Origin of the sequence: Burkholderia anthina (genome assembly GCF_902498995.1) — a bacterium.
Taxonomy (GTDB): domain Bacteria; phylum Pseudomonadota; class Gammaproteobacteria; order Burkholderiales; family Burkholderiaceae; genus Burkholderia; species Burkholderia anthina.
The window spans coordinates 1-12,942 of the sequence record NZ_CABVLY010000043.1 but is presented as its reverse complement, the minus strand read 5'-3'; the positions used below and the strand labels follow the sequence as shown (position 1 = coordinate 12,942).

Here is a 12,942-nt window from a genome sequence, read left to right as displayed (position 1 = left end):
CGCGCACAAGCGGGCAACGGCCGCGAACAGCCTCGGGCACCGCGGCCGCCCATCCATCCTCAACCCCTTTCAATACCGCCGGCTTCGATTCAATTCCATTTAATTAGTCATACTATTTTAATAAAGGGTCTTTGACGTGAGTGCAAATATCCGCAATACGATTGACGTATCCCCAATGAGTGCGTTTCAGACGATGGCGGTGACGGCCTGCGTCGTGCTGAACATGCTCGACGGCTTCGACGTGCTGGCCATCGCGTTTGCCGCCCCGCATCTGGCGGCCGAGTGGAAACTGAGCGGCAAGGAAATCGGCCTGCTGCTCAGTGCCGGCCTCGCCGGCATGGGCATCGGCTCGGTGCTGATCGCACCGCTCGCCGACCGCGTCGGCCGCCGCCGGATCATCCTGCTCTGCCTCGTCGTGATCTCGACCGGGATGCTCGCGTGCGCCGCCACGCACGACACGCTGCAACTCGCCGCCGCGCGTGCGTACACGGGGCTCGGCATCGGCGGGATGCTCGCGAGCCTGACCGTCATCAGCGGCGAGTACGCATCGAACAAATGGCGCAGCGCCGCGATCGGCATGCAGTCGACCGGCTATGCGATCGGCGCCACCGCGGGCGGCGTCGCGGCCGGCTACCTGCTGTCGACATGGGGATGGCGCAGCGTGTTCGCGTTCGGCGGCGTCCTGACCTTGCTGTCGATCCCGATGGTGCTCGCACTGCTGCCGGAATCGCTCGACTTCCTGCTCGCGAAACGCCCGGACGATGCGCTTCGGAAAATCAACCGCATCCTCGCCAGAATGAAGCGCGCGCCGATCGACGCGCTGCCGGCCGCTGCCTCGTCCACCGACGCCGGCGCGCCCGCGTCGAGCTGGACGGCGGTGCTGCGGCCGCCGCTCACGCGCCGCACGATCGCGCTGTGGATCGCGTTCTTTCTCGTGATGGGCAGCTTCTATTTCGTCGTGAGCTGGACGCCCAAGCTGCTGGTCCAGGCCGGGTTGTCGGCGTCGCAGGGCGTGACCGGCGGCGTGCTGCTCAATCTTGGCGGCATCGCGGGTGCGTCGCTGTTCAGCCTGCTGTCGACCCGTGTCGGCCTGCGCAACCTGCTCGGCGCCACGCTGCTGCTGGGCGGCGCACTGATGGTCGTGTTCGGCGCGAACACCGGCTCGCTCGGCATCGGGTTGACGGTCGGGGTGTTTCTCGGCGCCGTCATCAACGCGTGCGTGGCCGGCATGTACGCGCTGTCGCCGACGCCCTACCCCGCCGAAATCCGCACCACCGGCATCGGCCTCGCGGTCGGCATCGGCCGCCTCGGCGCGATTCTGTCGCCGATGACGGTCGGCGCGCTGCTGGACGACGGCTGGTCCGTGTCGCATCTCTATCTCGCGTTCCTCGTGCCGATGGCCGGCGCGGCGATCGCCGTCGCCGTGGCCTGCGGGCCCGCCCGGGCCCTGCGCGGGCAGCGCGATCCGGCCATGTCGTAACGCACCACGGCTGCCGTTGCGCCGACACCCGTCGGCGCCCCGGGTCGTCACCGCGCGACCCGATAAAAATCGATAAGTACATCTATATACTGTTTGGAGACAGCAATGAAAAAGAAACTGGGCGTCGCATGCTCGACGGCGCTGACGCTGGCCCTCGCCGGCCCGGCGTGCGCGCAAAGCAGCGTCACGCTGTACGGGATCGTCGACACCGGCGTGTCCTACTACAACAATGCCGCGCACGGCGGGTCGTTCACCGGGATGCCGACGCTGACCGGCGAAGTGCCGTCACGCTGGGGGCTGAGAGGCACGGAGGATCTCGGCGGCGGCTACCAGGCCTTCTTCGTGCTCGAGAACGGCTTCCAGCCCGGCACCGGCGCGCTGAACTACGGCGGGCGCCTGTTCGGGCGGCAGGCCAACGTCGGCGTGAACGGTCCGTTCGGCACGCTGACCCTCGGCCGCCAGATGAACATGTCGATGATCGTGCTGACCAATGCCGACGTGATCGGCCCGTCGATTCACTCGATGGCGGATTTCGACTCGTACCTGCCGAATGCGCGCAGCGACAATGCGATCGGCTACAAGGGCACGTTCCACGGCGTGACGCTCGGCGCGACGTACAGCTTCGGCCGCGACGCGGCCGGGCCGGCAGGACCGTCGGCGACGGGCTGCGCGGGCCAGGTGGCGGGCGACATCGTCGCGTGCCGCCAATACACGGCGATGATCGCGTACGACGCGAGCAATTTCGGGCTCGCCGCGTCGCACGACGTGATGCGCGGCGGCGGCGGCGCGCTCGCGCCGCTGAACAATCCGGCCTACACCGACACGCGCGACATCGTCGCAGGCTACGTGAAGATCGGCCCCGCGAAACTGGGCGCCGGGTGGATCCGCCGCAACCTCGCGGCGGCCGAACACCTGCAGGCCGACATCGTGTTTGCCGGCGGCACGTATTACGCGACGCCGTACCTCGCGCTCGACCTCCAGGGCGTGCGCTACCTGCAGCGCAGCGAAAGCGCCGACGGCGGCGCCAACGCCACGCTGCTCGTCGGCCGCGCGAACTACTTCCTGTCGAAGCGGACAACCGTCTATACGTCGGTGGGCTACATGTTCAACAGCGCGCTGGCCGCGAACGCGGTCGCCGCCGGCGGGACGGTCGGCACCGGGATGAATCAGCTCGGCGTGATGGCCGGCATCCAGCAGAAGTTCTGAGCGCCGGCCACGGCGCCACGTCAATCGGCGAGCCGGCAATGCACGAGCTTCAACCCCGGCAGCACCGGCGCGTCGATATAGCCTTCGTTCACGCAACTGAAGCGGAAATTCGCGGAGGCCGTGAACGGCTTGATTTCGCCGCCGGGGAATTTCGGCTTCAGCGCATCCTGGTCCGCCACGTCGAAGTGCGTGTCGAACTGCTCGCCGTCGGTCGTCAACGCACCGAAGTACGTGCCGCCCGGGTCGCTGCCCATCCGGATCACCGCGCCGACGAACGCGAGGCGCTTGCCGTCGTATTTCGTCTTCGCGGTGCTCATGTCCTGCGTGTAGGCCTCGATCACGGTGCCGTAGTGCGCATCGATCGCGGGCTCGGCCGCCGGCGCGGCATCAGCCGTCTGCTGAACGCCGGCCAGCATCGCACATGCCGCGAGCGCGGCCGCCGCAAACGGCGCGGAAATCTTTTTCATGGGGTGGTCTCCCGTCAAACGTGGTGGTTGAAGTGATTGAAGGCGACACTGCGCCGGCTGCCCGGCGCAGCGCGCAATGCACGCGCACGCGTTTTAATCGTTCGAATCGTGGAATACGGCTGCGATCACTTCACCACCCGCATGGTCGGCTGCGGTGCGCGGCGTCGCGCTGCACGCGACGTGACAGGTCGATGACATGGTGCGGCCCCCGGCTCTCGTTGAATTTCACTGCTTCTGATTTTGGGCGCTACGGTAGCAGACGGCCGCCGGCCCGGCAATCGCCGCACGCATTCGGAATCGGCCTCATTACAATTGAAAATGATTCTCATTACATATATCATGCACACCCTGCCGTGGCGAAGCTGCCGCGGCCCGCGACCCGATTCTTAGCACTCCGCCACTCACCGATTCATGCCATCCCGTCGACTGCCCCGCCGCGCCCGGACCTTGCGTCCGTGGCGCACGAGCCTGCCCGCCCTGATCACCCTTTGCGTCGCAAGCGGCGCGCATGCGGCCGCCGACGAACGCGCGCCGGCCGCCCCTGCCGCGACGGCATCGTCGCCCACGCCCGCATCGTCGCCCGTCGAGCGCGAGCTGCCGGCGATCAGCGTCAGCGCCTCGGCGACCGCGGACCCGACCGTCGGCTATCAGCCGCGCACCAGCAGCGTCGCCGGCGGCGACGACCGGGCGATCAAGGACATTCCGCAATCGGTCGCGGTGGTCAGCAGCAGCGTGATGCAGGACCAGCAGGCGCGCTCGCTCGACGACGTGCTCGGCAACATCAGCGGCGTCACGCAGACCAACACGCTCGGCGGCACGCGCGACGCGTTCATCAAGCGCGGCTTCGGCTCGAACAACGACGGCTCCGTGCTCGTCGACGGCGTGCGCACGCCGGTGCTGCACAGCTATCTCGCGACGATCGACCGCGTCGAAGTGCTGAAGGGCCCGGCTTCGCTGCTGTACGGGATGCAGGATCCGGGCGGCGTGATCAATCTCGTCACGCGCAAGCCCGAAGACACGCTCGGCGGCTCGGTCTCGGCGTCGCGCACGAGCCACGGCGGCAGCAGCGCGCAGTTCGACCTGACCGGCCCGCTCGGCAAGCCGGGCCAGGTCGCGGGCGGCACGCTCGCGTTCCGGCTCACCGGCGAATACGACACGAGCCGCTACTGGCGCAGCTTCGGCCGCGAACGCGACGCGCTGATCGCGCCCGCGCTGTCGTGGCACGACGCGAACACGTCGATCGACGTCAGCTACCAGTACGTCGACTACACGACGCCGTTCGATCGCGGCACCGTGCTCGTGAACGGCCGCCCCGACGATGCGCTGCGCTATCGCCGCTACGAGGAAGCGTGGGCGCAAAGCAGCGGGGTCCAGGAAACGCTGCGCGCGCGCATCGAGCACCGCTTCTCCGACGCATGGCGCGTGCGCGCGACCTACGGCTGGGGCCGCGACCGCTACGCCCAAAACATCACGCGCGCCACGGCGTTCAACAGCACGACCGGCGCGATGACCCGTTCAGCCGATGCGAACCTCGGGCGCAACGACGCCGACCAGATCGCGACGCTCGGCCTGCTCGGCAACCTGACGCTCGCGGGGATGAACCACGCGCTGTACGTCGGCGGCGAATACGAACGGCAGCGCAGCTTCCGCGGCGACACGATCCGCGGCACCGCGACGAAGGGTTTCGATCTCTACGATCCCGTCTACGGCCTGCTCGCGCCCGGCGGCACGGCGAATGCGAAGCAAAGCGATTCGCTTTCGAAGGTGCACACGTACTCGATGATCGTGCAGGACTCGGTGAAGCTCACCGACCGGCTGACCGCGGTCGCCGGGCTGCGCTGGGAAGACTGGCAGCAGGAATCGGGGATGGGCCGGCCGTTCGTGTTCGCCGACCGCTCGCACGGCAACGTGTGGCTGCCGCAGTTCGGGCTCGCGTATGCGCTCACGCCGTCGCTGACCGCGTATGCGAACGTGAGCCGCTCGTTCAAGCCGAACGTCGCGTCGAACGTCACGTCGCCGCTCGCGCCGGAATTCGGCCGCGTGCTGGAAGCCGGCCTGAAGTTCAGCGTGAAGCCCGGCATCACCGGCACGCTCGCGGCTTACCAGATCGACAAGCGCAACGTCGCGGTCACGGTGGGCGACATCACGTCGACGATCGGCACCGCGCGCTCGCGCGGGATCGAACTCGACGTCGCCGGGCAGATCACGCGCCACCTGAGCCTGATCGGCAGCTATGCGTACACGAACGCGAACGACCGCGACAGCAACACGCCGCTCGTCAACGTCGCGCGCCACACCGGCAGCCTGTTCGCGGTGTACGACACGGCCATTGCGAACCTGCCCGGACGCTGGCGCTTCGGCGGCGGTGCGCGGCTCGTCGGCGCGCGGCCCGGCGACACCGCGAACAGCTTCACGCTGCCCGGCTACGTGACCGTCGATGCGTTCGCGGCGTACGAAACGACGATCGGCAAGTTCCCGACGCGCATCCAGCTCAACGTGAAGAACCTGCTCGACAAGACCTACTATCCGTCGAGCAACAGCAACCTGATCGTCGCGGTCGGCGAGCCGCGGCTCGTCACGCTGACGACGACGGTGTCGTTCTGACCATCCTGCACGCGATGAAACGGCGCGGCGGCGGACCGCCCTGACCCGCCGCGCGCCGCTACGGGCCGCGCAGCCGCCTCGACACTATTCCGCGGTAGCGGGACAGACCCGATAGAACACGACGCTGCACAACAACAGCGCGCCCGCCAGGATGGTCATGCCGATCCGCAGGCCCGCATAACCGATGATCATCGCGCCCAGGATGCCGGACAGGCTCCCGCACGCGTTGATCAGCGCGAAGCCGGCCGCCGCCGCCGGGCCGGACAGCACGCGTCCGGGCAGCGTCCAGTAGATCGGCATCAGCGACAGGATGCCCGACGTCGCGACGGTCAGCATCACCAGCGCGAGCCAGAAGTTGTCGTGCGCCACCGTCGCGACGAACAGGCCGATCGCGGCCAGCGCGACGGGCACCACGCCGTGCCGGCGCAGCCGCCCGGAGCGCTCGGCACGCCGCGCGTTCACGTACATGCAGAGCGCGGCGACGCCGAACGGGATGGCCGTCAGCAGCCCGACGTCCAGGCTGTTCGCGACGCCCGCGTCGTGGAACAGCGTCGGCATCCAGAAGGTGAGGCCGTAGAACCCGGTGTTGAACAGGATCATCACGGCGATCAGCGCATAGATCTTCGGCGAGCGGAACGCATCGGCCACGCGATGCGACTTGAAGGCCGCCTCCTTCGCGACGTTCGCCTCGATGATCTGCTTCTCGCGCGGGCTCAGCCAGTCCACGTCGGCCGGCTTGTTCCGCAGCAGCATCAGGATCACCACGCCCAGCACCACCGACGGCAGCCCTTCGAGCAGGAACAGCCACTGCCAGCCGTGGATGCCGGCCACGCCGTTCATCGTCTCCATGATCGCGCCGGAGAGCGGCGCACCGAACACGACGGCGATCGGCAACGCCATCAGGAACAGCGAGTACATGCCGCTTTGACGCCGGGCCGGCAGCCACGTGTTCGTGTAGTACATCACGCCCGGGACGAAGCCGGCCTCGCACACGCCGAGCAGGAACCGCAGCGAGTAGAACGCCGCCGCGTTCCGCGAGAAGACCATCAGGATCGACACGATGCCCCAGGTGACCATGATCCGGGCGATCCATGCCCGCGCGCCGACCCGCCGCAGGATCAGGTTGCTCGGAATCTCGAACAGCATGTAGCCCCAGAAGAACACGCTCGCGCCGAGTGCAAACGACGCATTCGTCAGGCCGAAATCGGCCGCCATCTGCAACTTCGCGAAGCCGATGTTGACGCGGTCCAGATAGGACATGATGAAACCGAGGAAGAACAGCGGGACGATCCTCAGTATCACCTTCCGGTACAACGCGTCTTCGTTCCGTGCCTCGATGCCTGCGTCGAGCGCAAGCGCGACATCCGCCGTCATGATCAGTTCTCCCGATGAAAACACGCGTCTATGCAGCGATGGACCCGCCTGCACGCTCGTTCCGGCAACGGCCGGCACGCGCCGATCCGGCGTGCCGGCCGCCTTCCGGTCAGGAACGCGGCATCGCCCGCCGCTCCGCGAGCGCGAGCACGTCGGCCCAGATCCCGTCGTCGACGACGATGCCGTCGCGCCGCTGCGCGATCCGCGTGCGCAGCGCGCTCTGCCCCGGATAGAGCACTTCGCGGCTGTCTTCCGCCAGCTCGGACGTATTCACGTAGTCGGCCACGCCGTCGGCGACGTGGTTCGTGAATGCCTCGCCGCCGAGCTTGCGCGGGTCGATCACGATGAAGACCTGCGAGCAGCCCGTACAGCTTCCCTGCTGAATCGCATCGATCCCGTTCGTCGCGAGCCCTTCGGACAGCACCGCCGCGAGCACGTCGAGCATGATCGCGAAGCCCGAGCCCTTCCAGTAGCCCATCGGCAAGATGCGCATCGACGCTTCGATCGGGCCGGGCTCGGCGGTCAGCTTCCCGTCGCCGTCGAAGCCGGCGGGAAACGGCATGTTCCTGCCCTGGAGGCGGGTGGCCTGCAGCTTTCCGTACGAGTATTGCGACATCGCCATGTCGAGCACGATATGGCCCTGCGCGCGCGGCACCGCCATCACGAACGGGTTGTTGCCGACGCGCGTGTTCTTGCCGCCCCAGCCGGGCATGCACGCTTCGGTGTTGGTCCAGCAGATCGCGATATAGCCACGCTCGGCCGCGTGCCAGCCATAGGTGCCGCCCCGCATCCAGTGGGTCGCGTTGCGCATCGCGACGATGCCGACGCCTTGCGCGTCGGCGATCTCGATCGCGCGGTCGGTCGCGGACAGCGCGTTGAGAATGCCCGGGCCGCGATGGCCGTCGCACACCTCGATCGCACCGAATTGCTTGACCCGCTCGCGCGCGCCGTCGACGTTCACCCATCCCTTGTCGAGATAGTCGACGAAGCGCGCCACGCGGTTGATGCCGTGCGAATTGACGCCGTCACAGGTCGATTCGGTATGCACCCGCGCACAGATTCCGGCGTCGCGTTCGGGCATCCCCGCGTTCACGAGCGCCGCGTGGATCGCGCGCTGCATTTCGTCGAAGGCAATCCGGGTCACGATGCATGTCTCCTGATGTTGGATATCGTTGTGTTCGATCCCGCTGCTGCCTTCGAAGCGGCGCGCGGGATTCGCGCCGCTCCGGCTCGCCGGCGGCGAGCGATCGCATCGTGCGGCCGGCGCGACGCGACACGCGCGACACGCCCCGGCCGTCGATACGAACCGGTATCAGCCGCCCGCGAAATCGAGCAGGATCTTGCAGCTTTCCGCGGGATTGCGCTCGGCCATCTCGAACGCGCGCGCGACGTCGCGAAAGCCGACCTTGTGCGTGACGATGTGCTCGGGTTCGATCAACCCGCGGCTGATCCAGTCGATCACCTGCGGGAACATCGCGCAATTGAGCCGCGACGCGGCCAGCGTCAGTTCCTTCTTCGTCAGCTCCGCCTGCACGATCGCCGACGGCTCCGACGAAAACCCGAGCACGCCGATCCGGCCCGCCGGCGCGGCGAGCCTCACGGCTTCCTCGAGAATCGACGGATGGCACACCGCATCGAAGATCAGCGTCGGGCCGCCGTCGACGCCGCGCCGTTCCAGCGCCTCCGGCAGCGACTCGACGCTCGTGTTGATGATCTCGTCCGGCGCCGCGCCGCACTTGCGCGCGAGCTGCAGCCGCGCGTCGAGCCGGTCGGTGATGAACGCGCGAATGCCGTACACGCGCTTGAGCACCTGCAGGATCGTCAGCCCGACGGTGCCGGCGCCGTAGATCAGCGCGACGTCGCCCGGCAGCACGCCGGTGCGCGACGTCGCGTTCGCGGCCACCGCGAACGGCTCGACGATCGCCGCGCAGGTGTCGGCGATCGCTTCCGGAATCCGGTACGCATTGCCGGCCGGCACGCACGTGTACTGGCTGAAGCCGCCGTCGCGATGCACGCCGAGCACGCTCAGGTGCCGGCACACGTTGCGCCGGCCGATCGTGCACGCATGACACTGCCCGCAACTGATCACCGGATCGACCGCGACGGTCTCGCCGAGCCGCGCGGCGTCCACGCCGTCGCCGACCGACTCGATCGTGCCGACGAATTCGTGGCCGATGATGCGCGGGTACGACACGAACGGGTTCTTGCCGTGAAAGATATGCAGGTCCGACCCGCAGATGCCCGCATAGCGCACCTTCACGCGCACTTCGCCGGCGGCGGGCGCGGGCAGCGGCACTTCGCGCACGCCCATGCTGTTCGGACGATCGACAACGACGCTCAACATTTCGGTTCTCTCCTTCGGATCTTCGCCGCTCACCAGTTCCACATCGAACCGTCGCGCAGCCGGGCGACCGGCAGGTACGCGCGCTCGTACGGATATTTCGCGGCCAGCATCTCGTCGATGTCGACGCCGAGGCCCGGCACGTCGTCCATCACCAGATAGCCGTCCTCGAAGCGGTAGCTGTGCGGAAACACTTCATCGGTCAGCGGGCTGTGCGGCATCAGTTCCTGGATGCCGAAGTTCGGCGCCCACAGCCCGAAGTTCACGGCCGCCGCCATGCAGACGGGCGACAGGTCGGTCGCGCCGTGGAAACCCGTGCGCACCTGGTACATCGCCGCGTAGTCGGCAATGCGGCGCACGTGCGTGATGCCGCCCGCGTGCACGATGGTCGAGCGGATGTAGTCGATCAGCTGGTCGCGGATCAGGTCCTTGCAATCCCAGATCGAGTTGAACACCTCGCCGACCGCGAGCGGCGTCGTCGTGTGCTGGCGGATCAGCCGGAACGCGTCCTGGTTCTCCGCGGGCGTCGCATCCTCGAGCCAGAACAGCCGGTGCGGCTCGAGATCGCGGCCGAGGCGCGCGGCCTCGATCGGCGTCAACCGGTGATGCGCGTCGTGCAGCAGGTGCGGCGCATCGCCGACGGCGTCGCGCACCTTGCGGAACAGGTCCGGCGTGTGGCGCAGGTAGAGCGCGGTGTCCCACGGCTCCTCGGGCGGCAGCCCCTTCTCGGCCGGCTCGTACGCGCCGGCCGTCTTGCCGACGCCGTACACCTTGTCGAGCCCCGGCACGCCGGACTGCACGCGAATCGCGCGGTAGCCGGCCTCGATGTGCTCGCGCACCGCGTCGACCGCTTCTTCATGATCGCGCCCGTTCGCGTGGCCGTAGACCATCAGGCCGTCGCGGCTCTTGCCGCCGAGCAGCTGATAGACGGGCATGCCCGCCAGCTTGCCCTTGATATCCCAGAGCGCCATGTCGATCGCGGCGATCGCCGTCATCGTCACGGGCCCGCGCCGCCAGTACGCGCCGCGATACAGGTATTGCCAGATGTCCTCGATGTTGCGCGGATCGCGGCCGACGAGGCACGGAAACACGTGGTCTTCCAGATAGGCGCGCACCGCGAGCTCGCGCCCGTTGAGCGTCGCGTCGCCGAGGCCGTACACGCCTTCGTCGGTCACGATCTTCACCGTCACGAAGTTCCGGCCCGGACACGTGACGATGGTCTGCAAACGTTCGATTTTCACTGCGCTCCTCCAGCGGGCGTTTCAGTCGACAAAGTAATGCGGCGCGCGGCTGCGCACTTCCGGCAGATGCGAGCCGATCCGGTCGACGTGCATCGCGACCGACGCGCCGAGCAGCGCCATGTTGCGCGACGCGATGTGCGCGAGGATCTGCTCGTGCTCCTGCAGCGCGCGGCGCGCGTGATCCTCCACGCGATCGAGCAGCAGCCAGCGCACGCGGTCGAACTGGCGCTTCATCGGCTGCAGCATTTCCCATACGTGCGGCCGGCCCGCGAACGCGAACATCCGGCCGTGCATCGCTTCGTCGAGATCGAAGAACGCCTCGACGTCGCCGGCGGCCACGGCATCGCGCTGCGCATCGATGATCCGCGACAGCTCCGCGAGCTGCGCCGGCGTGATCTTCTGCGCGAGCTCGACGTGGTTCGCGCATTCGAGCGTGCTGCGCGCGAAGCGCCCTTCCTCGAGGATCGACACCGGAATCGGCGCGACCAGCGTGCCGACCTTGCGGATGATCTGCACGAGCCGCTCGTCGGCGAGCTGCGCGAACGCCTCGCGCACCGGCGTGCGGCTGACCTTGATCGTCGCGGAGATCACCGCCTCCGACAGCGCGGTGCGCGGCGGCAGCGCGCCGCGCACGATCGCGTGGCGCAGCAGCGCATGCACCTGCTCCGTATACGACCGGCTCTCGTCCAGCGAGAACCCCTGCAACGCCGTGACGACGACGTCCTCTTCTTCCAGTGCTGCCGTTTCGCTCATGGTGGTGGCTTGATCCGACTCGATATCGATAACTACCATGGTACATAAGCGATCCGATTCGGGCGATCTAGCGTTTACACCGATAACTTCACCGTTAAACTCGAAATAATCTGCACGGACTCCATCATCTACCATGGTACAAACCCGTTCAGACCGTCATGTCATCCGCCCCCGATTTCCTGCGCACCGCGCCGCCCGGCACGCGCCGCCCCCGTTACGACCGGCACGCGGTCCGCACGGGCATCGTCCATCTCGGCCTCGGCGCGTTTCATCGCGCGCACCAGGCGCTCCATACGGAGACCGTGCTGGAACAGGGCGACCTGCGCTGGGGGATCGTGGGCGTCGAGCTGCGGCGGCGCCATACGGTCGACCTGCTCGCCGCGCAGGATCATCTGTACACGGTGACCGAGCGCGACGGCGACGGCGCGCGCACGCGCATCGTCGGCGCGGTGCACGGCGCGCTGTTCGCGCCCGAATCGCTGCCCGCGCTGCTGGCGCTGATCGCCGATCCGGCCGTGTCGATCGTCAGCCTGACCGTGACGGAGAAAGGCTATTGCCGCCGGCCCGGCGGCGGTCTCGATCTCGACGATCCCGCGCTCAAGCAGGATCTCGCGACGCCCGACACCCCGCGCACCGCGCTCGGCGTGATCGCCGCCGGCCTGCGGCTGCGGCCCGCGCATGCGCCGCTGAGCATCGTCTGCTGCGACAACATGACGTCGAACGGCGACACGCTGCGCGCATTGCTGATCGACTACGCGGAACACGTCGACGGCGCGCTCGCCCGGCGCATCCGCGACGACATCGCATTCCCGAACAGCATGGTCGACCGGATCGTGCCGGCCGCCACGCCCGAATCGCTCGACTGGGCGGAAGCGCATCTCGGTGCGCGCGATGCGGCCGCGATCGTCTGCGAGCCGTTCTCGCAATGGGTGATCGAGGATCGCTTCGCCGGGCCGCGCCCGCGCTGGGAAGACGCCGGCGCGCACCTCGTCGCCGACGTGCGGCCGTACGAAACGATGAAGCTGCGGCTGCTGAACGGCTCGCATTCGGCGATCGCGTATGCGGGGCAGTTGCGCTCACGCGCGACCGTGTCCGATGCGATGGCCGATCCGGGCATCGCGGCGCTCGTCGACGGCGTGATGACGCGCGACCTGCTCGCGACCGTCGACGTGCCGCCGGGTTACGACGCGCGCGGCTATTGCGCGACGCTCGTGCAGCGCTTTCGCAATCCGGTGCTCGCGCATCGCACCGAACAGATCGCAATGGACGGCACGCAGAAGGTGCCGCTGCGCTGGCTGCCCGCGCTCGGCGAAAGCGCGGCGGCCGGCATCGAACGGCCGTATCTGGAGCGTGCGCTGACGCTCTGGCTGCACTACGTCGCCACCGCGCGCGACGAAGCGGGCCGCGCGCTCACGATCAGCGATCCGGGCGCGGCCGCGCTCGGCGCGGCGCTGTCGGCGGCCGGCGATGCCGCCG

10 protein-coding genes are annotated in these 12,942 nt (G+C 68.1%); 4 read left to right on the top strand and 6 right to left on the bottom strand.

Translation table 11 applies throughout. The features are described from left to right. The first annotated feature begins 136 nt into the window (after positions 1 to 136). Together BME24068_RS33410 and BME24068_RS33405 are read left to right on the top strand one after the other, a co-directional pair. On the top strand, positions 137 to 1,480 hold the full coding sequence (locus tag BME24068_RS33410) for an MFS transporter (protein WP_174928648.1): 1,344 nt from the start codon (positions 137 to 139) through the stop codon (positions 1,478 to 1,480). 105 nt (positions 1,481 to 1,585) lie between these two features. Then, positions 1,586 to 2,686, top strand: a complete 1,101-nt coding sequence (locus BME24068_RS33405; RefSeq protein WP_174928647.1) for a porin — start codon at positions 1,586 to 1,588, stop codon at positions 2,684 to 2,686. A 20-nt stretch (positions 2,687 to 2,706) separates the two neighbouring features. Here BME24068_RS33405 and BME24068_RS33400 read toward each other — a convergent pair whose 3' ends face one another. Then, positions 2,707 to 3,153, bottom strand: coding sequence for a hypothetical protein (locus BME24068_RS33400; protein ID WP_096507720.1), 447 nt, complete (start codon positions 3,151 to 3,153; stop codon positions 2,707 to 2,709). A 411-nt stretch (positions 3,154 to 3,564) separates the two neighbouring features. On the opposite strand from BME24068_RS33400, the gene BME24068_RS33395 reads away from it, so the two are divergent. After that, a complete protein-coding gene (locus BME24068_RS33395) occupies positions 3,565 to 5,757 on the top strand; it encodes a TonB-dependent siderophore receptor (RefSeq protein ID WP_174928646.1) in 2,193 nt (730 codons plus the stop codon). Between the two features lie 84 nt (positions 5,758 to 5,841). Here BME24068_RS33395 and BME24068_RS33390 read toward each other — a convergent pair whose 3' ends face one another. From BME24068_RS33390 to BME24068_RS33370, 5 genes are all read right to left on the bottom strand, one after another. Next, positions 5,842 to 7,131 (bottom strand): MFS transporter, encoded by a 1,290-nt coding sequence (locus BME24068_RS33390; protein WP_096507722.1) that lies wholly within the window; start codon positions 7,129 to 7,131, stop codon positions 5,842 to 5,844. 109 nt (positions 7,132 to 7,240) lie between these two features. Continuing rightward, complete coding sequence (gene yiaK, locus BME24068_RS33385; RefSeq protein ID WP_174928645.1) at positions 7,241 to 8,275, bottom strand: 3-dehydro-L-gulonate 2-dehydrogenase; 1,035 nt, start codon at positions 8,273 to 8,275, stop codon at positions 7,241 to 7,243. Between the two features lie 168 nt (positions 8,276 to 8,443). Next, positions 8,444 to 9,475, bottom strand: a complete 1,032-nt coding sequence (locus tag BME24068_RS33380) for a Zn-dependent oxidoreductase (RefSeq protein WP_174928644.1) — start codon at positions 9,473 to 9,475, stop codon at positions 8,444 to 8,446. A 29-nt stretch (positions 9,476 to 9,504) separates the two neighbouring features. Then, complete coding sequence (gene manD, locus BME24068_RS33375; protein ID WP_174928643.1) at positions 9,505 to 10,713, bottom strand: D-mannonate dehydratase ManD; 1,209 nt, start codon at positions 10,711 to 10,713, stop codon at positions 9,505 to 9,507. A gap of 21 nt (positions 10,714 to 10,734) precedes the next feature. After that, positions 10,735 to 11,466: a GntR family transcriptional regulator gene (locus BME24068_RS33370; protein ID WP_096507725.1), complete on the bottom strand. Its 732-nt coding sequence runs from the start codon at positions 11,464 to 11,466 to the stop codon at positions 10,735 to 10,737. A gap of 158 nt (positions 11,467 to 11,624) precedes the next feature. Between BME24068_RS33370 and BME24068_RS33365 the strand changes: the two genes are divergently transcribed. Continuing rightward, the coding region (locus BME24068_RS33365) for a mannitol dehydrogenase family protein (RefSeq protein WP_174928642.1) at positions 11,625 to 12,942 on the top strand (1,318 nt) is incomplete at its 3' end.

Coding starts and splice junctions, on each gene's coding strand:
- BME24068_RS33405 (WP_174928647.1), top strand. CDS start 1,586: ATGAAAAAGAAACTGGGCGTCGCATGCTCGACGGCGCTGACGCTGGCC.
- BME24068_RS33400 (WP_096507720.1), bottom strand. CDS start 3,153: ATGAAAAAGATTTCCGCGCCGTTTGCGGCGGCCGCGCTCGCGGCATGT.
- BME24068_RS33395 (WP_174928646.1), top strand. CDS start 3,565: ATGCCATCCCGTCGACTGCCCCGCCGCGCCCGGACCTTGCGTCCGTGG.
- BME24068_RS33390 (WP_096507722.1), bottom strand. CDS start 7,131: ATGACGGCGGATGTCGCGCTTGCGCTCGACGCAGGCATCGAGGCACGG.
- BME24068_RS33380 (WP_174928644.1), bottom strand. CDS start 9,475: ATGTTGAGCGTCGTTGTCGATCGTCCGAACAGCATGGGCGTGCGCGAA.
- BME24068_RS33370 (WP_096507725.1), bottom strand. CDS start 11,466: ATGAGCGAAACGGCAGCACTGGAAGAAGAGGACGTCGTCGTCACGGCG.